The sequence below is a fragment of the Virgibacillus sp. LDC1 genome, from assembly GCF_025792345.1.
GTDB classification, from domain to species: Bacteria; Bacillota; Bacilli; order Paenibacillales; family Paenibacillaceae; genus Paenibacillus_AQ; species Paenibacillus_AQ lautus.
Map to the genome: position 1 here is coordinate 589,666 of NZ_JAOXLZ010000005.1, position 23,136 is coordinate 612,801.

Here is a 23,136-nt window from a genome sequence, read left to right on the forward strand (position 1 = left end):
GAGCGAGGATCTTGAAGTGGGGGCGATGGTGAAAACAATGTCTGGACCTTCTCCTGGAGCTTCGCTTTGTGCTTGACGACCGCTTTGTCCCAGACGAACGTATAGCGGTTGGCATTCGCTTTGATCTCGGTGCCGTCCACAAAATAATGTTCCAATTGACGTAATTCTCCTGGGCGAGAAACTGAAGCACGCTCGTGAAGATTCTTCTCAGTACGTCTTTCATACGCTCGGAACGAAAGCGATTGATGGTGCGGAAATCTGGACGCTGTCTCCCGGCAATCCATATGAACATGACATTCTCGCGCACGCGGACGGCATTGGCGATCTGACGAGAAGAGTAAATACGTTGTGTGTAAGCGTAGACGATAAACTTTGGTCAGCATCTTGGGATGGTAGCAGTCTCGACCGCCGCCGGGATAGGCACTTACAAAGATTCGGTCGTCTGGTGAATTGGTCCATGTATATTGAATGTACAAAAGAAACCGTTCCTTACGTAAATGGTGGTTTGGGTGACACCTCCATTTACCAAGGAACGGTTTCTTTGCGTCTAAAAAAGTAAGCAATCTGCACGGCGTAGCGGAGAGGATGAATCGATTCCGGACAAGCGTCGCTCGCCTTTGCCTCCACATTTCGTCCTTGCTCAGAACCATTCCAAGAAATGTGGGGGCAACAGCGATGGTAGGAACGATTCGTACATGGAGCGTCTTCTAACAGCAACCAAGGGGGCCTCCCGCAAGATCTAAGATCTTTTGGGACTCCCCCTTTTGGATGTCGGCAACCGCTTGGGGCATGGTGTGAACGGAGCCGGAAAGTTATGCAGCCCTGTACATACCGCGTGAATCCCAGAACAACAAAAGTATGAAAATTATAAAAAAGGTTGTTTTCGTGGAAAGACCCCTCCACCCTAGCGGAGGTATCCTTTTTAGTACAGAGAGGCTTTTCGAACCCTTCGGTTGTAAGCGCTCTCGATTCCATTTTTCGGAAAGGGGAACTACCGATGAAGAGAGGATTGCCAGGATTGCTGATCGCGGTGCTGCTCTTGGCCCTGACGGCCTGCAACCTCGCCGAAAGCCAAACCGGCGATGCTGAGAAGGGATACGTCGGCCTTGCGATGCCAACGAAATCATCCGAACGCTGGGTGGCTGACGGGAAGAATATGGAGCGGCTGTTTCAGGAAAAAGGGTACAAAACCGACCTTCAATTCGCCGAGGACGTGATTGAAAACCAGATTTCCCAAATCGAGAACATGATTACGAAAGGGGTCGACGTAATCGTCATCGCTTCGATCGACGGCAATACGCTGACCGACGTGATCAAGAAGGCTCATGATCAGGGAATCAAGGTTATCGCTTACGACCGGTTGATTCGCATCACCGAGCATTTGAGTTATTATGCCACCTTCGACAACTTCCAGGTCGGCGTTCAACAAGCCTCCTATATTGAAGAGAAGCTTGGCCTGAAGGAAGGGAAGGGGCCGTTCAATATCGAGCTGTTCGGCGGATCGCCGGACGATAACAATGCTTACTTCTTCTATGACGGCGCGATGTCCGTGCTGAAGCCTTATATGGATTCGGGCAAGCTTGTGGTTCGGAGCAAGCAGACCACGATGGCCCAGATTGCAACCCTGCGCTGGGACGGCGCCCTGGCCCAGTCGCGGATGGATAACCTGATCAGCGCCAACTACTCCAGCGAAAATCTGGATGCGGTGCTGTCTCCCTACGACGGGATCAGCATCGGCATCATCTCCTCGCTCAAGGGCGTAGGCTACGGGACGGCAGGCAAGCCGCTGCCGATCATCACGGGGCAGGATGCGGAGCTTGCTTCCATCAAATCGATCGTGGCCGGTGAGCAAACCCAGACGGTGTTTAAGGACACGCGCCAGCTTGCCGAGCAGGCAGTGAAGATGGCGGAGAGCGTGCTGAAGGGAGAAAAGGCCGAGGTGAACGATACCGAATCGTACGACAACGGCATCAAGGTCGTGCCTGCCTATTTGCTCCCTCCGGTATCCGTTGATGCTTCCAACGTGGAGAAAGAGGTTGTGGAGACGGGTTATTATTCCAAGGAAGAAATCGGATTGAAATAGTCTTAAGCAGCGAACACGAAACGATAGGAAGGTGAAGCCAGATGTCAGAGTACATTCTTGAAATGCGAAACATTACGAAAGCGTTTCCCGGGGTGAAGGCGCTGGACCATGTGAATCTGAAGGTTCGCGAAGGCGAAATCCACTCCCTGTGCGGGGAGAACGGAGCGGGCAAATCCACGCTGATGAAAGTACTGAGCGGCGTGTATCCACACGGCTCGTATGAGGGAGATATTTTGTTTAAAGGCAGCGTCTGCGAATTTAAAAATATCAAGCAAAGCGAAGACCTGGGCATCGTTATCATCCATCAGGAGCTTGCGTTGATCCCTTATCTGTCGATTGCCGAGAACATTTATTTGGGGAACGAGCGTGCCGAGAAGGGCATCATGAACTGGAATGAGACAATGCTGGGAGCCAAAGAGCTGCTGGATAAGGTGGGGCTCAGCGAGAACCCGAACACGCAGGTCGGCAGCATCGGCGTCGGCAAGCAGCAGTTGGTCGAAATTGCGAAGGCCTTATCCAAGAAGGTGAAGCTGCTTATTCTGGACGAACCGACGGCGGCGCTCAATGAGGACGACAGCGAGAATTTGCTGGAGCTGATGCTGGAGTTCAAGAAGCAGGGAATTTCCTGTATCCTGATCTCCCATAAATTGAACGAGGTGTCGAAGGTATCGGATTCCATTACGATTCTGCGCGACGGCCAGACCATTGAAACGCTGGATATGAGAGGCGGCGAGGTGAACGAGGACCGGATCATCCGGGGCATGGTCGGCCGGGATTTGACGAACCGCTACCCGGAGCGGACCCCGAAGATCGGGGAGGTCATCCTGGAGGTTAAGGATTGGACGGTGTATCACGAGCTGCAAGCAGGCCGAAAAGTCATTGACAACGTGAGCATGAATATCCGCCGGGGGGAAGTTGTGGGCATTGCCGGACTGATGGGTTCCGGTCGGACCGAGCTGGCGATGAGTATGTTCGGCAGGGCTTACGGCCGGAATATTACCGGAACGCTCCGGAAAGACGGGAAGGAAATCCGGAATCAATCCATCACCGAGGCCATTGATAATGGCTTTGCTTACGTGACCGAGGACCGCAAGGAATACGGGCTGATCCTCATGGACGATATCAAGCGCAACATCTCGCTTACCGGGCTGTCCAAGCTGGCGAAGAACATGGTCATCAATGATCGGGAAGAAATTCTCGTGGCGGAGGATATGCGGAAGAAGCTTAAGATCAAAACGCCGAACATTCTCCAGAAGACGGGGAACCTCAGCGGGGGGAATCAGCAGAAGGTTGTCCTGAGTAAATGGATTTACGCCGAGCCGGACATTCTGATTCTGGATGAACCGACGCGGGGGATTGACGTGGGGGCCAAATATGAGATATACGCGATCATTAACCAGCTGGCGGATGAGGGGAAGGCTGTGCTTGTCATTTCCTCGGAGCTGCCGGAGATTATAGGGATCTGCGACCGGATTTATGTCATGAGCGCGGGACGGATGACCGGAGAAGTTAGCAGAGAGCAGGCTTCGCAGGAAACCTTGATGAGATACATGACCAAGAATGGAGGGGCTTAAGCATGGAGACACTCAAAAAAATGTTTAAAAACAACATCCGCCAATACGGGATGATCATTGCCCTTGTTGTCATTATGATATTTTTCCAGATCATTACGGGAGGGCTGCTGCTGGAGCCGATCAACATCACGAATCTGATTCTCCAGAACAGCTACATCCTCGTACTGGCCATCGGCATGGTGCTTGTCATCATTACGGGTCATATTGATTTGTCGGTCGGTTCGGTGGCCGCCTTCGTCGGCGCTGTGGCAGCGATCATGATGGTCGATATGCAGCTGCATCCGGTCATTGCCGTTATCGTATCCTTGATTGTCGGCGGTCTGATCGGTGCTTGGCAGGGGTTCTGGGTTGCTTATGTGAGGATACCCGCCTTTATCGTAACCCTTGCGGGAATGCTGCTGTTCCGCGGTCTAACCATGATTGTGCTGGAGGGCCAATCCATTGCGCCGTTTCCAGGCGGTTTCCAGAAGCTGAGCTCCGGCTTCATTCCGGATTTCGGCAACACCGGCACCAATCTGATCGCGATTCTGGCCGGCATCGTCTTTACGGTTATTTTCCTGATCAATGAGCTGCGGGAGCGAAAGTCGCATAAAAAATACAATTTCGACGTTCTGCCAAGCGGCTTGTTCCTCCTGAAGCTGGTGCTCATCGCGGCGGTGATCAATGCCTTTACGTTCATGCTGGCCAGTTACGCCGGTCTGCCGAACATCCTGATCCTGCTGCTGGTGCTCATTATCATCTATTCCTTCGTGATGAACAAAACCGTGATGGGCCGTCATATTTATGCGCTTGGCGGCAACGAGAAAGCGGCGGCACTGTCCGGCGTGAAAACCAAGAAGGTCACGTTCTGGGTATTCGTCAATATGGGCGTTATGGCCGCGATCTCCGGTTTGATTTTTGCTGCCCGCTTGAACGCGGCGACGCCGAGAGCCGGTACGAACTTCGAGCTGGATGCCATCGCGGCGAGCTTCATCGGCGGCGCTTCGGCTACCGGCGGGATCGGTACGGTCTTCGGCGCGATCATCGGCGGTCTCGTCATGGGCGTCCTCAATAACGGGATGTCACTCGTAGGTCTCGGCATCGACTGGCAGCAAGGCATCAAGGGTTTGGTTCTCCTCGCTGCAGTAGCCTTCGATATTTATAATAAGAAGAAGAGCAGCGCCGCTTAATTTAAACGATGGCGTTAGATAATAAAATGGCTGACTCCGGGGTAGATGCTGTTACCCATGGATCAGCCATTTATTTTGCGTATATATTACATTTTGATCGTGACTTTTCGGGTGATCAGCCGAATCAGAAAAAGTGCAATCAGAATGACGGCCGCGGAGCCTGCAAGAGAGATCGGCAGCGTGACGGAAAGGGCTGTCGTGACCGGCAGCCACTGTTCCCATATGGAAGCCAGCTCGAATTGCCATAATGCATCCATGAAGCCGATCAACACGAGGGCTACGGCGATCCATCCCAAGCCGCGGATCCAGCCAAACCGGTAAAATCCGGATCCAATCATCCATCCCATCAAATAGTAGATAAAGATTTGGACGCCATAGGAGACAAGTATCAGCAGCCAGTTGTTATCGAACTTCTGCAGCAGCAAGGTGCTGCTGGCATCATGGGAGGTAACCATCCCGATGATCCAATTGACCAGACCCACCACGACTGGAAAGGCCAATGATAGATAGACGGCCGCCAATGCGGCTCCCTTAAAGAAATCCCTGCGCGTAATCCCGTGTCTCACATAATAGCTCAGAAAGCCGTAGGCCGAAATGATGCCGATGACGAGCATAAATCCTTTGGTTGAGCGGTAAGTGATAGAGAAGAAATCCTCCTCTGCGATTCCTGCGCGAACATTGACACCCATGCTGGTACCGATGCCGACTCCAATATTGATCAGCAGCACAACAAATAGAAATCCCAAGGCCCAGCTGCCTTGATGAATAAACATGTCCGTCGATACTCTGGTTACGGCAGATGACGTCTTCTTCATGCTGAATATTCCTCCCCCGTCAGATGGATAAACAAGTCCTGGAGCGAGATCGGCCCGATCTCAAGTCCCGCCCGATGTGCGGCCAGCTGAGCTTCCTCGCTTAATTCTCCGTAGACCATGACGGCCTTGGTGGAACCGAGCTGCTGCACGTTGAGCACCTTCATGCCTCGGATGAATTCGTCTACCTTTGCCGCGGGGCCTGTAATGGATACTCCCCGGGACGTGAGGCTTTCATAATCGTCTTGCAGCACGAACCGACCCTTGTGAATGATAATGACTTCTTCAAACAGATAATCCATCTCCGATACCAGGTGGGTGGAAAGAATGAACGTACGGGGATGGAGCTCCTGGTCCTCCAGCAGCTCCCGGTAAAAAATCTCGCGTGACGGCGCATCCATGCCGAGATAAACTTCATCCAGAATGGTAACCGGCGACCGGCTGGCGAGACCGATACATACGTTATAAGCGGACTGCATACCTTTGGAGAGCTCCTTCAGCTGTTTATCCAGGGGCAAATTGAATTTGCGGGCGAGCTCAAGAGCATAACCCGTATCAAAATGAGGCCGGTACCTGGCTACGGATTCAATTGCTGCCTTGACCTTGTCGGTCTCCTCTTTATAGTCGACATCGTAGATGAAGGAGACTTCCCTCATGATGTTGGCATTTTCGAAGGGCTGCTCGCCGCCAATCGTAACCGACCCCGAGGAGGCTTCACGAAATGAAGCAAGAACAGAAAGAAGCGAGGTTTTACCTGCGCCGTTGCGCCCGAGGAGACCGTAAATTTTGCCGGCCGGGAGACGTAAGGAAATATCGCGGACAGCTTCCACGCTTCCGTATGTCACCGATACGCGGTCAAACTGTACATCAAGATTCATGGGGATCACTTCCTTTTAACTGGGTTATGATTTGAACAAGCTCATCCGTGGACAAACCGAGTTTGTCCGCTTCCTGTACCATAGGCACCACATAATGTTCCGCAAATGCGCTCTTTCGGGTCCGGAGCAGCATTTCCTTGGCCCCCTCAGCAACAAACATGCCGACACCTCGCTTTTTATAGATGAGTCCGGCATCCACCAGCAGGTTGATGCCCTTTAACACCGTGATGTGATTGATTTTGTAAAATTGGGACAGCTGCGTCGTGGAAGGAACCTGTTCACCTTCAAGCAGTAGATCATTGACGATCTGGTCCTCGATCTTCTCCTTGATCTGGATGAACAGGGGCTTATTATCTGGATGCACGGTACCGCTCAATAAGAATCACCGCCTTACCTTCATTGTCCTGCTAAGGTTATATGCTTATATATATGACTATATAACCAAAAGGTGAATGGAATGTCAAGCATTTGGTTGTTTGTCACGAATCCATCAAGACGCTTTTGCAGAGAACAACGATAAAAAAGGCCAACCAGGCATGATCTGGTTGACCTCATCTACACGCGGATGCGTATAAGTCATATTTTTGAATATAACTAACGTATGCGAACCTCGATTTCCAATAAAACATGACGATGCGTAATACCAAAATTTCAGTAATTCTTACGGACTCAGTATACGTTATTTCGTTAAAAACAGACGCTCTTCTCTCCGTAACGGACAGGGGATCTCTTATTTACGATTATAAGCGGATATATACTATATTTTTATTAGAATAGCGACTTTGGTGTCCGTTAAATTCTGAGAATATGGCATAAAGTCGTAAATAACGTCGATGGTGTCCGTTAATGTTCTATATATGGGTTCAGGCTGCGTTTAACTGGACATACCATACCTATCGAGTTCTGCAAATTGCTATAGCATCTCACTTTGCTTCCGAATACTCGGAAGCGTCCATGGGAGGGAGCTTTCCTCGTTTCAAATCACGAATCGACAGTCCGAAATCGATCTGCAGATGCGGATAATCCGGGAAGTTGGCCCAATCGCCGCCCCACTGGAAGCCTAAGCCTTTGGCAATCTCCACCACTTCCATCCAATCGGCCTTTCCGTTTCCGTTCCCGTCATATTCCATATCCCAGATGACGCTGCCATCCTTTAGTCTTAGCGCAAAATCAATCGCAAGCCCATAGTTGTGGAGGGATTCTCCAGCCTTGGCATTCGTCACAATGTCGCCCTCGGTGCTACGGCCCTGATTGTAGATGCGGGTCTGCTCTTCATGGCTGCGGTAACCGTCCGTTATAATGATGGTGATCCCTTTTTTCTTGGTGAGACGGACAAGCTCATTCTTTTGCTGTAATACATACGGGTGGAGCTGGGAGATTTCAGGGGTTTCTTTGCTATTAAAATCAAAATCGAGATCATTGATGAATCCCGGTATGGCGGTTTGCAGCTGCATGTAAAATATGGCGAGTAATAAGGCAGCAATTAGGAAAAGTGTCGTTTTTTTGCGTTTGATCATGCGGACTCTTTAATCTACCTACTTTCATATGATGGCTTACTCTATTATATCGGCATCCCGCCCCGTATTCCAACAGACGTAATCTTCTGACCAGATAACGACATGAATAGCAATCCATGGTTTATCGCATCCTATTCATAAAATGGACGTTATCCGGAAAAGGGGGAATTGCAATGAGCAATATTCAAAATATGTCGACGAGACTCAACCAGCTATCGGGCCAATTGACTACTGCAGCGCAAAACGGGGGAATGAACGAAGTCGGGATGATCGTAAGCCAGCTCAGCCAGATCCAAGCCGAGCTTCAAAGCGCCCAGGCTGCGGTTACGCCTGAAACTTCTTCTGCCGTCCGGCAGGAATTGGTGAATTGCCGGATGGTCCTGCATGGGATGATGAACGCAGTGCAGGATATCCGAACAGCTACGGCGGATCAGTACCGCCAAGTGCTGGGCGATAACAAAACGGCATTCGAGCAAATGGACGAGACCATGCAGCAGAGTGAGTACGCCGAAGCTTATCAACATCGTCAGCTGTTCCAGCAGATGGACCAAGTCAGCCAGCAGCTTCATCAGCTGGATGGCTCGATGCTGGACGCAGGTTATCAGATGGAGCGGGGACAGGCGACTGGTGACAGTCTGAATGGAGCCGTAACGACGGAGGGGCTGACTTCAGGTGCGGACGACAGCGGAAGTATGATGTAAGACTGACTGATCGGAGGTACGGAACAGGATAACAGTTTAACGAACAATGACCGAAGCTGCAGATCCGATTTACAGTCGTACCTGGATTACATACAGATGTCATCCCGATAGGTCTCTGTCGTCATATAAGAAGCAATACAAAAGGAGCTGCGCATATAGCGCGGCTCCTTTTATGATTGAGCTTATGTCTTACGCTTTCCGCCATACCTCGATGGCTTTGTGCAAGCGGGACAACGCCTCCTGAACGGTGGCGCGCGTGCAGGCCAAGTTCATGCGCATGAAACCTTCGCCTTCCTTGCCGAAGGCGGCGCCGCTGTTTAATCCAAGCTTCGCCTCTTGAACCAGGAAGCGGTTTAACTCTTCGTGGGACATGCCCATTCCCCGGAAATCAATCCACAGCAGGTAAGTAGCTTCCGGAATAACCACCTTCAGCTCGGGCAGATGCTCCTGTGCGTAATTCGAAACCAGCTCCATATTCCCGCGGATGTAAACCAGAAGCTCATCCAGCCATGGTCCGCCTTCGCGGTAAGCGGCCTCGGTAGCGGCGGCACCCATCGGTGTAATGGAGCCGATGGCGTATCGGTTCAATATTTTGCGGAACTTGCTGCGCAGCTGCTCATTCGGGATGATGATGTTTGCCGTGTTCAGACCGGCGATATTAAACGTCTTGCTAGGTGCGGTACAGATGACGGAGCGCTCGGCGGCATCCTCGGACAGCGCGGCGAATGGCGTATGCGCACCGGGTTCAAACAACAGATCCGCATGGATTTCATCGGATACAACAAGCACATCGTATTGCTGGCAGAGGGAGGCCAGACGATCCAATTCTGCTCTGGTCCACACCCGGCCCACCGGGTTGTGCGGACTGCATAGAATGATCATTTTGACTTTGCCCGTAGAAAAACTCTTCTCCAGGTCTTCGAAATCCATCGAGTAATCCCCCTCTTCGCTTAGAAGAAGCGGGTTATGCACCAGCTCACGGCCATGGTCCTGAACGACGCTATAGAACGGCGGGTAGACCGGCGTCTGGATGACAACTTGATCGCCCGGCTCGGTGAACGCATCCACGATAAGGCTGAGTGCCGGAACGACACCCGGACAGAATTGAATCCACTCCTGCTGAATGCTCCAGCTGTGGCGTTTCTTCATCCAGTCGCTAATCGCTTCACGGTAAGAGTCGGACGGGAACGTATATCCGAATACGCCATGCTCCACCCGTTGATGGAGCGCCTTGATAACGGCGGGTGGCGCGGCAAAATCCATGTCAGCCACCCACATCGGAAGCGCATCCGGCACGCCGAAGACGGTGGGAACATTATCCCACTTATGACAGTCGGTACAGGTTCGGTTTATCGCAAGATCAAAATTCATATGTAAATTCCTCCTAGCAAAGATGAGTTAGCGTTAAGCTACAAATTTGGCTAATGTGATTAAGCCGGTAATCGTAATTACGTTTAGTATGGTCGATATAAGGACAGTTTGTGCAGCAAAATCAGGCTCATTCTGATATTCTTCCGCCAAAATGGATGAATTTACGCCAACCGGCATGCCTGAAGCGATGATGAGCGCTTGAGCCGGGATCCCTTTTAAGCCGAGCAGCAGCACAATCAGAATGCCGATGGCTGGCGCGACCAGGAGACGCAGCAGTACGCTGAGGTAAACATCGAGTCGACGCAGGCGGAGCGGATATTTAATGATCTGTGCGCCGAGCGTCAGCAGAGCAATCGCTACCATGGACTGGTCCGCATACATCAACGGCTGCGAAATAAAGACCGGAAGCGGCAGTGCCAGGGCATGCAGCACAATGCCGATGATTAGGGCATAGGGAACAGGCATTTTTAGGAATCCGATGATGGCCTGTTTGTATAATCCTTCCGTCTTGGCTCCCTGAATGGAAATAACTCCGTACGTGAACGTAAGGAGGCTCTGAAAAGACATGATGAGCGCTTGTACCGAGCCGGCCATCGGATCTCCCTTGAAGGCGAGGTCATTGATCGGAAGGCCGTAGTTTCCCGAATTATCGAGCAGAAGGCTGTTGGTAAAAGCAGCTCTCATCCCCCGATTGAACTTGCGCTGTTTGGCAACCAGCATGCTGATCAGATAGAGGACGCCGATATAGAGCGCATAGAATAAGGCCACCATGCCCAGGAGCTGCGGTGACATCTTGGACTCGTACATACTCATAAATACGGCTGCGGGCGTAATGTAGTAAAAGTTGATTTTGGCGAGTGTGTACAAATCGAGTTTAAAAGCATATTGCATAATAATGCCAAAGCCTATCAGGACAAAGATGGGAAGTACCACTTCAAGTAAAATATCGGCGATCATGCTGTTGTCATCTTCTTTCCATGAGTGTAGCTTAAGGTATATATCTGGCTGTCGTATGACGCCATGTCATTATATCATGACAAAGGATGGTTGACACTTGATTCCGTATGGAAAAAAGAACAATTGTTGCTGGCACGCTTTATACCCGGGCTGTACGGAAAAAGGGTGCTCCCTTGGTCGATGACCAGGGAACACCCTTGAATGGCTACAGCAATAGGAACGTCTGTCGACGCGTCGTTATTGCGGGTTGGTCGTCCAAATCCCGGCGGATTTGACAAATACCCGCTGCGGCAGCTTCAGCGCAGCAAGCACAAGCTCAGCCACGTCTTCCGGCTGCATCATCCGATCCTCGTCGCCGATTTTTAAGCCGGCATTGACGGCAAGATCCGTATTAACGGTGCTTGGGGTCAGCGCGGTCACGCGAATGTTGTGCTTGCGCACCTCCTGCAGCACGGCTTCGGTCAGTCCCATAACGGCAAATTTAGATGCGTTATAGGCAGAGCCCGTGGCGAATCCGCGTTCTCCGGCCGTAGAAGAGATATTGATGATATCTCCCTTGTTGTGCTCGATCATGCCGGGCAGTGCTGCGCGCGTCATGTAGTAAGTCCCCATCAGATTCACGTCGACGATACGTTTCCAGGCTTCAGGCTCCATCTCCAGCAGATTGCCGAACTGGGCAATGCCTGCATTGTTAATCAGAATGTCCACCGAGCCCAGCTCCATGTTTACCGCTGCAAAAGCAGCCTCAGCCTCGCTTTGCACGGAAACGTCGGCAACTGCGGCCACGGCTCGGACACCATATTGTTCAACAATCAGGGCGCTCAGCGGCTCGAGATCGGCTGCCGTACGGGCGACAAGCCCAACGTGCACGCCTTCCTTGGCAAGAGCAATCGCCAGAGCACGTCCAATCCCTTTACCTGCACCCGTGATGAGGGCTGTTTTATTTTTCAGGCTCATGTACACTCACTCCTTCACATCAATAAAAAATATGGCTTCGTTGACCAGTATACCCTGTAACATCGGCTGCTACCAAATGCTTGCGATCCATCGACAGGAATTTGTTATAATCGTAGCAGCGAAAAAACATACATAAACGTGTTCATCATTATTTCAGGAAGTGGAGGAACAACCTATGCTGCACGCACTGGACATCATAACCGCTTTTCGGCAGGGGGATGAAGCGGCTGCCAAGGGGCATCCATGGTTAATGAAACTGGTATCGGCCGAAGAACGAATCGTGAATCTGGAACGGATTACGTCCATCGGTCAATTGGCCCATGCAAATCCCGTGCTGGATTATGTAGAACGGACATTGAAGATACTGGATTCGCTGCCTGTTTCCTATTGGATCAAAGAACTGCTGGAAGAAGTACTGGTGTGGGCGGAAACGGCCAAGGGCGGCACCATGCGGGAACGTCTCCGCTGGCAGCAGTCGGGTATCAACTTGTTCCTTCATAATATCGGGTCCGCCCAGCTATACGAGAGACATGTCCGGGACCGTAATGGAACCATGTCTCCGCATGAAGAGATGGTACACACACTCATACTTACCCATGGACTGCTCGGGCAACACATTCGGGGGGAAGTCGCCTTCGAAGAAAACTTGCCACTGCATAAGCTTACGGAGGAAGGACGGCTGACCTCAGATGAGTTGATCCGGCTGCTAATCCCCTTGAATCACTGCATCATCGGTGGCGTATCGGAGGAGCTTTGGCATTCCGTTCAGGAAGAAATAACTCAGCTTATCCGCAATCTTGCCCAAGGGACCGTACCGGATCGTTGGACTTACGAGGAACGGCTGCGCCGTCTTCGGTCCGCTTCGATTGCCCGGGGAGAAGACTTCGATAAGCAGCTGCAAAGCATTCGTGAGCAGAGTGATCTGTCAGCTGCCCTGCATGGATTTCAGGATATGACACTCTGGTATGTGGAAGCTGCCCTGCAGGATTTCTCGTTGAATGAGTTCGTGAAGGTTCTTCTGCTTGCTCTCCATACGGAGAAGAGGGATCCGGATCGGCAAGTTGCGGAGGCGCCGCGAGATCAGCTGCTGCCGGGTTCGGTGAGCCACTTAAGCTTTGAGCCGCTGATGAACGATATGTATTACGATTACAAAGGCGTCAAGAAGCTGAACGTATACAAGAAGAGAATGATTGAGCAATATTTGCGCCAAACGGATTGGGAGGCTTGCCTTCATGGGCCGGTGATGGCCAATCCGCATCTGAGCCACCGGATCGAATGGAAGCCGGAGCTGCCGGATACGGTATTCTTTACCTTCGAATTCTCGCAAGCGGCGGAGAAATTAATTGAATTTTGCATCGAGGCGGAGAAGTCGCCGCTCTATGAGAAAGCGGTTCTGCTCCTGTTTGACCTGTTCGGTCTGCGCCGAGATGCTTACGACCGCTTTCATAACGAAGAGAGTTACTTGAGCGATATGAACAGCACGGGAGATTACAAAAAAGTGATTCTGGATTATATCACGGGAACGGCGGTGCTGGATATCGGTCCCGGGGGCGGGGTGCTGCTTGACCTGATCGAGGAACGACTGCCGCATGTGCGTCCCGTCGGGATCGATATCTCCTCGAACGTGATTGAAGCGCTGGAAAAACGCAAACGCCTGGAGCATAAAACATGGGAAGTGATGAAGGGGGACGCGCTGAATCTCAGGGACTACGTGAAGCCGGGAAGTGTCGATACGGTCATCTTCTCCTCGATCTTGCATGAGTTGTATTCGTATATTGAGATGGACGGATCCCGCTTCAATACCGCCACTGTGGAGGCCGCGCTGACCAGTGCCTACGAGGTGCTTGCACCCGGCGGCCGTATCATTATCCGTGACGGGATTATGACCGAGCCCGGGGACATTTGGAGAAGGATTCGTTTCCGGGAGGCGGACGGGCTGGAATGGCTGACCCGGTATGCCTCGGATTTCAAGGGCCGGGTCATAACATACGAGCAGCTGGCCGAGACGGAAGTACTCATGCCCGTAAACGATGCCATGGAGTTCCTGTATACCTATACTTGGGGGGCTGAAGCCTATGTTCATGAGGTGCAGGAGCAGTTCGGCTACTTTACGCCTACGCAGTATGCGGAGTGTATACGCAGGACGCTAGGCCCCGAGGCGATCATCCGTCTGCAGCAGCACTATCTGCAGGAAGGATATGCCGAGGCATTGGCTGATCGCATCGAATTCATGGATGAAGAAGGGAAGCCAGTGACGCTGCCTGACAGCACTTGCTTGTATGTTATCGAGAAGCCGGCTCTTTCCTAGAAGAGACAATAATAGGCTGTATCTTAAAAAAAGAGGACCCGTACGCTCGTTTCCGCGTACAGGTCCTTGTTTTTTTGTGTCGTTAAACCTGCCGATGTCACTGTGTTCACAAGTAATCCGGGATGCGCACCATTGCCAAAACTTCCGATGCGGTGATTATCCGAAAGATGCTATTCCTGCTTCTCGGGGTCCGGATAATCCTTGCCAAGCGTATCGACCGTCACTTTCTTCATGACGGGAACCTCAAGCGGTTTATCCATCTGATCCCGCTCCAAACCCACGATCTCCTCAGCCGTTTCCATCCCCTCGATTACCTTTCCGAAGGATGCGTACTGAGCATCCAGGGAAGGCGCATCCGCCACCATGATGAAGAATTGCGATCCGGCGGAGTTTGGATCCTGTGCCCGGGCCATCGATAATACGCCTGTTGTATGCTTCAGGTCATTCTGAAAGCCGTTGGACGTAAATTCGCCGGGAATCGCATAGCCGGGTCCCCCCGTTCCGTTACCGTCAGGGTCGCCTCCCTGAATCATGAAGCCGGGGATGACGCGGTGAAAGCCCGTCCCATCGTAGAATCCTTGTTCCACCAGGGAGATGAAATTGTTCACCGTATTCGGCGCGACCTCCGGATAAAGCTCAAGCTTTATCGTTTTGCCGTTCTCCATTTCAATCGTGACAATGGGGTGGCTGGCGTTCGGGTCCGGCACATTCTGCTTAACCTCGGTCTCCTTCGGGGGTTCCGCTTCGGGTGCTGTGGCCCCGTTCGTCGAGCCCGTTCCGCCGCCTGCGCCGCTTTCGGCTCCCTTGTCATTCTGACCGCATGCCGTCATGACGAGCAGCAGCGCAAGGATGACGAATAGGGCGGGCATCCAGCGTGTTCTGCGTTTCAACATCATTGATTCCTCCTGTGTAATTCCTTATCAAGCCTTAAGTGTTTCATCTGTTTCATATTTTATCACAGGTTGGACAAGTACTGAAAATCGAAAAAGCGGAGTATACATTAAGAAAACGTTATCGAAGAAATGTCACAGAGGCGAGACTGCGTTTGGAGGATGTTTTCCTTGCGATTATAGAATCGATTCAGCTTCGCTGAAAACGATGATCGAGTTGGGTTCAGCCCGCATCTATAATCAAAAAATAAGCCTCCGGACTTGTCGCAAGTCTGGAAGCTTAAGGGAAAGGGACTTTTAACTGTCTCTACTTCACCGGAAATATGCCCTCCACTTTGTTTAAAGGGAGCAGAATCCGGGAACGGTTCTTATCCTTGGCGAGTAATTCAATAAAATCGGCTCCGATTCTGATCAGACGAATCCGGTTAAAGGCACCGCGGGTAGGGAAGGTGGTCCGCACACCGACCAGCATCGTTTTGACCGGCGGCTTGACATCAAATACCCGAACCGAGTTGAGACTGGACGGCACAAAAAGCTCGCCTTGAACCTTAATGAAATTTTTGGGGAATACCCGCTGCAAACGTCCGGGTTCCAAACCCGTGTTCGGTGCGTTGATTTCTACCAGATGACCGGTTAAAGAGGCCAGTCGCTGCTGCAGCGTGATTTTATGGCCGCAGGGATGGATCGGCAATCCTTTCATATTCAGCATCATCCTTCCAGGGTCGTATGGTGTAGTGTATGTTGGAAGGTATGACATGGGTGAACGTAGAGGTTCGCATATCCGGCGTGAAGGATCAGGAAGATGAAGAGTTTCCGCGGTTGCTCGTTTCACTGCCATCCGGCTTCTCGTGTTTGATGCTGTCGGGAATCGGAATACTGTCCGGATATGAATCCTCAACAAACAGACCGAAATCCTCATCAATGTCGCGTTCGGTCACTAAACGTGGGTTCTCGTCAGAATGCTTCTTCATTGGCTGTTCCTCCTATTAAATCTAGTCTTTGAAATGTAGGGCTAGTATAAGAACTGATAGCTCGACCCATACTGTTTTACTATAAAAGATGTTGTATGGGAGGCGTAGGCATGGAAAGAAAGGGAAACATATTAACAGCACTCATATGGGGTACCTTGATCGGCATCCTGCTGTGGATGTCACTTCTAGGCTGGCTAGATATCCTATTCTGAAAATAGAGGATCGTACCCATATAAGGAAAAGACCCGCCTTCCTATTAGGAGAGGCGGGTTTTGTGCAGGTTTAGTCGTCCTCACCATGGCTGCCGTTCAGTAGATCGGTACCGTGCATCTGTTCCGTTGGCGGGGCGGCGGGGTCCACCGGGCTATTAGCCGCAATAGCGTCCGCATCCGGTACATCCTCCAGCGGCTGGTACTCATCTTCTCCGGACGGGTAATCTTTGAAAATGTCCTGGTTTAAAAACGCAGTCCCGCTGCCGGTTAATGAAGCGTCAGCTGCAAGGCGCCGCTCCGTGTCGCCGGAATATTGGCCTATTATTTCGTCTCCGGGGCGAGAAGGGGGTTCACCTTCGATGGCCCGCCATTCCCGATCCGTTACATCATCTGCGACATCGCGCATGTAGGTTTCATCGACGGGTCGATCCCTTTCTATCCGGTCTGCTTCAGCCTGCCCTGAGGGTGATAAGGAAAAGTTTCTCTCATCGGCAATGGTCCGCTGATCGGGATCGGCGCCGGTAGCTTTCCATGCATCGATGGCGCTGTGATCCGGGTTCAAACGTTCCTCCGGTTTCGCATCCGCAGGTGCCGCTTCATTCTGATCGTACGCGATATGATCCGCGTCTTCGCTGCTAAGGCTTTGCTCCGTGTAGGTGTTGACGTCTCTCAGATCATCTTGCGGAATCATATCCGTATCCTCGACTTTCCGTTTGGCCTCGAATTCCAAATATGTCAAGTCTGCCAGCGTATTCCGATTGTTTTCGTCTCGCATAGGGTCCATCTCCTTCCTTGAGTTCAAACACAATAGGTTTCTATACATCGACTTTACCCGCTGAATCAAGAATGAATCGTGGGTACCTTCAGGTTATGATAAAACCAAACAAGTTCTATCTTTCCCTGTCATTTGCCGTATTATGAAAATTTTCAAATTAGAAAAAGGGACGAAATCCAACACAAACTGGAGAAAATGAATGATTTCGTGGAATAGATCCGCTAAATTAGATAATGATATTTTGAAATGATCCCGTTATAATCGAAAAAGTGACTATCGGACCGGGACAATCCTGAGAGTGGATTGTCAAACAACTACAATAGAACAGGAAGTGATCAGGACTTTGTTTCAATGGATTAAACAAGGCTTCTTTGGCAACACACGCAGGGATATTTTGTCAGGATTGACGGTAGCGTTCGCTCTCATACCGGAAGCAATCGCATTCTCCATCATGGCTGGCGTCGATCCCATGGTAGGACTCTATGCCTCTTTCGTGATTGCTGTCAGTATTTCATTCTTCGGCGGACGTCCCGGCATGATCTCCGCAGCGACAGGGGCTATGGCATCTTTAATGGGACCGCTCGTGGCGATGCACGGCATCGAGTATTTGTATGCGGCAACCATTCTTACAGGAATCTTGCAATTGTTGATGGGGGCGCTCAAATTTGGGCGGTTTATTACGTTTGTTCCCCAGCCGGTCATCACCGGGTTCGTGAATTCCCTGGCCATCATTATTTTTCTGGCCCAGCTTCCGAATTTCAAGGGCGAATCGTGGCCCATGTACTTGATGGTCGTCGGAACACTGCTTATCATCTATTTGCTGCCGCTCGTTACCAAAGCGGTTCCCTCGGCGCTTGTTGCCATCATCGTGATGACGATCATCGCGGTGTGGTTCAAAGCTCCTGTGCAAACGGTGGGGGATATGGGCAACATTACGCAGGCTCTTCCGTTCTTCCACCTTCCGAATGTAACCATCAGCTTGGATATGATCATGACGATATTGCCCATATCGCTGGCTCTTGCCGTCGTCGGGATGACAGAATCGCTGCTGACGGCGTCGCTCGTGGATGAGATGACGGAGACCGGAAGCGACAAGAACCGCGAAATCCGCGGTCAGGGTGTTTCCAACGTGATCACTGGGTTCTTCGGCGGCATGGCCGGCTGCGCCATGATCGGACAGACGGTGATTAATGTGAAATCGGGGGGGCGCACCCGGTTATCAACGCTGGTGTCCGGTGTGTTCCTGCTGTTTCTCATCATTGTGCTCGGCGATGTCGTGAAACAAATTCCGATGGCAGCGCTTGTCGGGGTTATGTTTATGGTTTCGATCGGTACGTTTGAATGGGGATCGCTTCGCACGCTTCACCGTGTTCCGCTAGGTGATGCCATTGTCATGCTGGCAACGGTAATCATCGTGGTGGCAACGCATAATCTGGCCATCGGGGTCATGATTGGTATTATTTTAAGCGCGCTGAATTTCGGCTGGAAAATGGCAAAAATCCATGCGGTACCGCATGTTCAGCCAAACGGTACGAAGATATACGAAATCCGGGGGCAGTTATTTTTCGGAACGATGATGTATTTTATAAACCTGTTTGACGTGAATGAGGACCCTGAGCATGTCGTGATTGATTTCTCCAAATCCCATGTATGGGATCAGTCAGCCACAAATGCCATTTCCAAGGTATTGAATAAGTACAAGGAAGCGGGTAAAGCCGTCACGCTCGTGGGGTTGAACGACGAAAGTCAGCGGATGGTTGATAAAGTCGGCCTTGCTTCAAGCTCCACACACTAGAAACGTAAGGGATTGCTTTTAACCTTAGGGTTAAGGGCAATCCCTTTTCATTTTGCCTTTATGTAATAAAAATTTTACAAACGGAACAGACGTTTCATGTTATATTGATTGTAAATGAACACGAAGTTTGTCGAATCATCTGGATGGAGAAGATGCGTACTTTTATTGACTATAGACGGTTAGAGGTGCTGACAAGATGAAGGATATGCCCAAATACATATTCCTGCTTCTGCTGATGGTGCCGCTGCTGCTGCTTATATCGATCATATCACCGGGAAAATCGGACGCAAAGAATTCTCAAACCGTGATACCTGATTGGCAGTTTATGTGGGATGACGAACAACGGGATGTTGTTTCGCCGGTCAACCTGCAGGGAAGTTGGTTGGCGGGAATATCAGGCAAGAAGGAACCCCCAAAGTCAGATGGGGTGTATTCAGCATGGAATCGTTTTACTTTGCCCGCTCTCCCTTGGAAACATTCGGCCATCATGATTGACCGCTTCAAGGGACAGGATGTTTTGGCTTTTTTGGATGACGAACAGGTGTATGAAGCCAAACGAGACTATATGTATACGGATCATTCTCTTCTGCTTCCGGTCCATCCGGATGATGCTGGTAAGACCGTTTATATATGGACAAACGGCGTCAGGGATATGACGTTAGGTATCGATGGCGATATTATACTTGGCGAATATGAGCATCTGCGTGGAAATTTTATCAAGAATGACCTGGAAGATTTCATATTGGGCAGCTCGTTTATGTTTATCGCGGTGGTCATGTTCTTCTGCTGCTTATTCCTGCCAAAGCATACGGTATCCAGCTGGTTGTCTCTTAGCGTCGTCATTCTGGCAAGCGGGGCTATGCTTATTACGTATTCGCCATTCCTATACACGTTCTATGGAGACTTAGGCAGCGTGTGGGTCTCGGTGTTTGATATTTCACTCTTCGCCGTGCTGCCGGCGCTGTATTACTATTTTGAGAAAATATATGGTCCCGGGCCCTATCGAGTCATTCGCTACTGCCGAAGATTTCAAATAGCTTACTCCGGAATGTGCCTGATATTTCTAGTTGCCCATGTTGTCAGCCATCATTCATTTTACGAGATCTACTATTTTGTTTCGGTAAAGATCCTGGGCATTTTGGTTATCCTGCAAATGCTGCTGCTGGTCGGTACCACGATTCTGTATGCTTCCAAGCGGAACAAGGACGCTTATATCTTTTCTGTTGGCTTCGGGATAATGGCGTTAGCGACGCTCGGAGATCTTGCGGCTTTTTATTACCATGACGGGCAATATCATTTCGTTCTATGGAAATGGGGCATCATCGGACTGATTGTCTCCCTGATTGTCATGCTGGGCCGTAAATTCGTCCGCAGCCATGAGCAAGTGCTGCAGTATTCCAGAAAGCTGGAGATGTTTAATAACGAACTTCAGCGATCGGAGAAGATGGAGATCATCAGCGAGCTGGCCGCCTCGGTTGCACACGAGGTTCGAAACCCGCTGCAAGTGACACGCGGCTTCATGCAGCTTCTGGCACAGAATTCCAAGCAGGCGGAAAAGGAGTATTTTGGCCTGGCGCTGAAGGAGCTGGACCGGGCTTCGGGGATCATCACGGATTTCCTCACGTTTGCTAAGCCAGAATTGGAGAATGAGGTCAAGCTGAATGTGTATGAGGAGCTCAAGCATGTGAAAGGCATCCTGCTGCCGCTTGCCAATCTCAGCGGGGGCTCGATCGAGCTGGATAACGCGAAGGAATTATACATGACCGGTAATTCTTCCAAACTCAAACAAGCGATGATTAATATCGTCAAGAACAGTATAGAAGCACTGGATGGAGAAGGGGTTATTCGCATATGGGCCTATGCCAAGGGTGAAGAAGTGGTCATTCACATCAAAGATGACGGCATCGGGATGGACGCCGGGGATCTTGAGAGACTGGGCGAGGCTTACTTCTCCAATAAGTCCAAAGGGACGGGGCTCGGCCTGATGGTTACCTTTCGAATCATCGAAGCAATGCGTGGCACCATTCATTTTGTTAGTGAAAAAGGAAGCGGGACCGAGGCTATTATCCGCTTTCCGTCCATACCTGCTTCGCAGGAAGGGGAAGTATAAATTCGAGAGAGATGCCATAACGGTATCTCTCTTTGTTCTATCTTTAATAGAAAATTTTATCATTTTTCCGAATATTAGAAGGTGGAAGGTTTTGTTGCATCGAATAACACAATAAGAGTTTTACTCATTATAATGTTTGAGGTGCGTCAATGAGGTCTGGATGGAAGATCGCTGTGTTCCTGATCATCGTTTTTATTTTAAGCCAGGGGTTCCCCAGGCTTGTCTTTGCCACCGAAGAAACGGCAGCTCGTGCAGCGATTAAGGAGTGGAGAATCCTCTGGTCGGAATCCCGGGGGATACCGGAGAATGTGCCCGTCCACATCCATGACTGGATGGAGACTTCGCCCGGTGATTCGAAGCCTTATAAGCCGCATACCAAGGCATCCGCGTGGATTCATATGAGGATTCCCGAGATCGCATCCGCATCCCCTGGCATTTTGATTGATAAGCTCCACGGACAGCAGATTGCGGTTTATGCGGACCACCAGAAGATTTACGAATCTACCCGAACGTACAATTATGAGCTTAATTACATCTTGCTTCCTTTGCACCAGGACATGCTCGGCAAGGATCTTCACATCTGGCTGGAGACCGCTAGGGATCATGTGATGATTGAAGGGAAAATCCTTGTCGGCGATTATCAGGACATGTTTAATCGGTTTGTTAAGTCGAATTTGATGGACATCATTCTCGGAAGCGCCTTTATATTTATCGCATTGGTGATGTTGATCTGCACTATTTTTTTGAACAGAAAATATTTGGTCACGGTTTTATCCCTATCTTTAATTATTTTATCTGTAGGCATACTGGTGTTTACATACTCCCCGTTCCTTTATACGATTTTTAATCAATATGGAAATCTTTACACTCATTTATATGACATCTCATTATTTATCTTACTTCCTTCGTTCAGTCTCTTTTTTGAAAAAATCTTCGGGCCCGGCTGGAAGGGCACGCTGCGGAAACTCCGCAAGTTCCAGATATGCTACTCGCTGTTTTGCGGGTTGTTTCTGATTGTCAATCAATGGGGTTCGAATCAATGGTTCGACCTGTATTATTTCTTCTCCGTTCAGGTCATGGGTGTTGTGATGATCGTTCAATTTGTATTGCTGGTCGGGAGCTCCATGTATTATGCCGTTAAGGGGAATAAGGACGCTGTTATTTTCAATGCAGGCTTTGCGGTATTCGCTGTTGTGGGCTTAAGCGAGCTGCTGCAATTTTTCCTTACCCGGGGCAGCTACAATCTCTTTCTATGGAAATGGGGGATTGTCAGCTTCATCATTGCCCTGATCGTCATTCTCGGGCGGCATTTTGCCAAAAATCACGAACGGATTCTTCAATACTCCAAGGAGCTTGAGATGTTCAACAATGAACTGCAGCGTTCGGAGAAAATGGAGATTATCAGTGAGCTTGCAGCATCGGTTGCCCATGAGGTTCGTAATCCGCTGCAAGTAACGCGGGGATTCCTGCAGCTTCTCACCGGAAAAGCCCAAGCCACGGAACGCGAATATTTGGATTTGGCTCTGGTGGAGCTGGACCGTGCTTCCGGCATTATTACGGATTTCTTAACCTTTGCTAAACCGGAGTTCGGCAAAGACACCGTGCTTCGGGTTTCGGAGGAGTTCAAGCATATCGAAGGCATACTCGGCCCGCTTGCCCACCTCCAAGGAGGCAAGATCACCGTGGATATTCCGGAGGATATTACGATTCGGGGGAATTCCTCGAAATTCAAGCAGGCTTTCATCAACATTGTTAAGAATAGCATCGAGGCGCTGGGCGAAGAGGGATGGGTTCATATCCGCTGCTATCGCCAGCAGGACCAGGTTTTTATTCATGTTGTGGATAATGGCGAAGGGATGGGGCCGGATGTGTTGGCACGGCTGGGAGAGCCTTATTTCTCCAACAAAACCAAGGGGACAGGGCTTGGCCTGATGGTGACCTTTCGAATTATCGAGGCCATGGATGGAAACGTTTATTTTACGAGTAAAAAAGGAGTGGGGACGGATGCCGTCATTACGCTTCCCGCAGCTGGCGAATAATTCGCTAAGCTGCGGCA

19 protein-coding genes and 1 pseudogene are annotated in these 23,136 nt (G+C 50.5%); 8 read left to right on the forward strand and 12 right to left on the reverse strand.

Annotated elements, in window-relative coordinates; translation table 11 throughout:
* Positions 1 to 29: 29 nt before the first annotated feature.
* Positions 30 to 452: pseudogene (locus OHJ21_RS27185) on the reverse strand (transposase); the annotation flags it as partial.
* A 545-nt stretch (positions 453 to 997) separates the two neighbouring features.
* Here OHJ21_RS27185 and chvE point away from each other — a divergent pair.
* Genes chvE through mmsB form a run of 3 tightly spaced genes read left to right on the forward strand, consistent with a single transcriptional unit; the run spans position 998 to position 4,826 of the window.
* Positions 998 to 2,083 (forward strand): multiple monosaccharide ABC transporter substrate-binding protein, encoded by a 1,086-nt coding sequence (gene chvE / locus OHJ21_RS27190; protein ID WP_486021636.1) that lies wholly within the window; start codon positions 998 to 1,000, stop codon positions 2,081 to 2,083.
* A gap of 41 nt (positions 2,084 to 2,124) precedes the next feature.
* On the forward strand, positions 2,125 to 3,657 hold the full coding sequence (gene mmsA, locus OHJ21_RS27195; protein ID WP_486021637.1) for a multiple monosaccharide ABC transporter ATP-binding protein: 1,533 nt from the start codon (positions 2,125 to 2,127) through the stop codon (positions 3,655 to 3,657).
* 2 nt (positions 3,658 to 3,659) lie between these two features.
* A complete protein-coding gene (gene mmsB / locus OHJ21_RS27200; protein ID WP_100540712.1) occupies positions 3,660 to 4,826 on the forward strand; it encodes a multiple monosaccharide ABC transporter permease in 1,167 nt (388 codons plus the stop codon).
* 86 nt (positions 4,827 to 4,912) lie between these two features.
* Here the strand turns inward: mmsB and OHJ21_RS27205 are convergent, their stop codons facing one another.
* The 4 genes from OHJ21_RS27205 to OHJ21_RS27220 form a co-directional block, all read right to left on the reverse strand.
* Positions 4,913 to 5,641: a Tat pathway signal protein gene (locus OHJ21_RS27205; protein ID WP_100540713.1), complete on the reverse strand. Its 729-nt coding sequence runs from the start codon at positions 5,639 to 5,641 to the stop codon at positions 4,913 to 4,915.
* A complete protein-coding gene (locus OHJ21_RS27210; protein ID WP_486021638.1) occupies positions 5,638 to 6,516 on the reverse strand; it encodes an ATP-binding cassette domain-containing protein in 879 nt (292 codons plus the stop codon). Before OHJ21_RS27210 ends, OHJ21_RS27205 begins: the two co-directional genes overlap by 4 nt.
* Positions 6,506 to 6,892, reverse strand: coding sequence for a GntR family transcriptional regulator (locus tag OHJ21_RS27215; protein WP_326115414.1), 387 nt, complete (start codon positions 6,890 to 6,892; stop codon positions 6,506 to 6,508). The genes OHJ21_RS27210 and OHJ21_RS27215 overlap by 11 nt, the downstream gene beginning before the upstream one ends.
* Positions 6,893 to 7,439: 547 nt before the next feature.
* The gene (locus OHJ21_RS27220) at positions 7,440 to 8,033 is read right to left on the reverse strand and encodes a M15 family metallopeptidase (RefSeq protein ID WP_127589599.1); all 594 of its coding nucleotides are present in this window, start codon (positions 8,031 to 8,033) and stop codon (positions 7,440 to 7,442) included.
* Positions 8,034 to 8,206: 173 nt separating this feature from the next.
* On the opposite strand from OHJ21_RS27220, the gene OHJ21_RS27225 reads away from it, so the two are divergent.
* Entirely contained in the window at positions 8,207 to 8,734 is a 528-nt protein-coding gene (locus OHJ21_RS27225) for a hypothetical protein (RefSeq protein WP_100540717.1), read from the forward strand.
* Between the two features lie 189 nt (positions 8,735 to 8,923).
* Here OHJ21_RS27225 and OHJ21_RS27230 read toward each other — a convergent pair whose 3' ends face one another.
* The 3 genes from OHJ21_RS27230 to OHJ21_RS27240 form a co-directional block, all read right to left on the reverse strand.
* Entirely contained in the window at positions 8,924 to 10,105 is a 1,182-nt protein-coding gene (locus OHJ21_RS27230) for a MalY/PatB family protein (protein ID WP_326117164.1), read from the reverse strand.
* 33 nt (positions 10,106 to 10,138) lie between these two features.
* Entirely contained in the window at positions 10,139 to 11,062 is a 924-nt protein-coding gene (locus OHJ21_RS27235) for an AEC family transporter (RefSeq protein WP_100540719.1), read from the reverse strand.
* A gap of 237 nt (positions 11,063 to 11,299) precedes the next feature.
* Positions 11,300 to 12,019, reverse strand: a complete 720-nt coding sequence (locus OHJ21_RS27240) for a 3-ketoacyl-ACP reductase (protein ID WP_100540720.1) — start codon at positions 12,017 to 12,019, stop codon at positions 11,300 to 11,302.
* A 175-nt stretch (positions 12,020 to 12,194) separates the two neighbouring features.
* Between OHJ21_RS27240 and OHJ21_RS27245 the strand changes: the two genes are divergently transcribed.
* Positions 12,195 to 14,327, forward strand: coding sequence for a class I SAM-dependent methyltransferase (locus tag OHJ21_RS27245; RefSeq protein ID WP_100540721.1), 2,133 nt, complete (start codon positions 12,195 to 12,197; stop codon positions 14,325 to 14,327).
* Positions 14,328 to 14,497: 170 nt separating this feature from the next.
* Here the strand turns inward: OHJ21_RS27245 and OHJ21_RS27250 are convergent, their stop codons facing one another.
* The 4 genes from OHJ21_RS27250 to OHJ21_RS27265 all read right to left on the reverse strand — a co-directional run bounded on the left by OHJ21_RS27250 (position 14,498) and on the right by OHJ21_RS27265 (position 17,175).
* The gene (locus OHJ21_RS27250) at positions 14,498 to 15,220 is read right to left on the reverse strand and encodes a peptidylprolyl isomerase (RefSeq protein WP_100540722.1); all 723 of its coding nucleotides are present in this window, start codon (positions 15,218 to 15,220) and stop codon (positions 14,498 to 14,500) included.
* A 304-nt stretch (positions 15,221 to 15,524) separates the two neighbouring features.
* On the reverse strand, positions 15,525 to 15,917 hold the full coding sequence (locus tag OHJ21_RS27255; RefSeq protein ID WP_100540723.1) for a hypothetical protein: 393 nt from the start codon (positions 15,915 to 15,917) through the stop codon (positions 15,525 to 15,527).
* A 94-nt stretch (positions 15,918 to 16,011) separates the two neighbouring features.
* Positions 16,012 to 16,188 (reverse strand): hypothetical protein, encoded by a 177-nt coding sequence (locus tag OHJ21_RS27260; protein WP_164817244.1) that lies wholly within the window; start codon positions 16,186 to 16,188, stop codon positions 16,012 to 16,014.
* A gap of 282 nt (positions 16,189 to 16,470) precedes the next feature.
* Positions 16,471 to 17,175, reverse strand: coding sequence for a hypothetical protein (locus OHJ21_RS27265; RefSeq protein ID WP_486021639.1), 705 nt, complete (start codon positions 17,173 to 17,175; stop codon positions 16,471 to 16,473).
* A gap of 343 nt (positions 17,176 to 17,518) precedes the next feature.
* Between OHJ21_RS27265 and OHJ21_RS27270 the strand changes: the two genes are divergently transcribed.
* From OHJ21_RS27270 to OHJ21_RS27280, 3 genes are all read left to right on the forward strand, one after another.
* Positions 17,519 to 18,970 carry a SulP family inorganic anion transporter gene (locus tag OHJ21_RS27270; protein ID WP_100540725.1) on the forward strand — a complete coding sequence of 484 codons (1,452 nt, stop codon included), beginning with the start codon at positions 17,519 to 17,521 and terminating at the stop codon, positions 18,968 to 18,970.
* Between the two features lie 196 nt (positions 18,971 to 19,166).
* Complete coding sequence (locus tag OHJ21_RS27275) at positions 19,167 to 21,080, forward strand: sensor histidine kinase (protein WP_100540726.1); 1,914 nt, start codon at positions 19,167 to 19,169, stop codon at positions 21,078 to 21,080.
* Positions 21,081 to 21,229: 149 nt separating this feature from the next.
* Positions 21,230 to 23,119 (forward strand): sensor histidine kinase, encoded by a 1,890-nt coding sequence (locus tag OHJ21_RS27280; RefSeq protein WP_207797540.1) that lies wholly within the window; start codon positions 21,230 to 21,232, stop codon positions 23,117 to 23,119.
* Positions 23,120 to 23,136 lie beyond the last annotated feature (17 nt).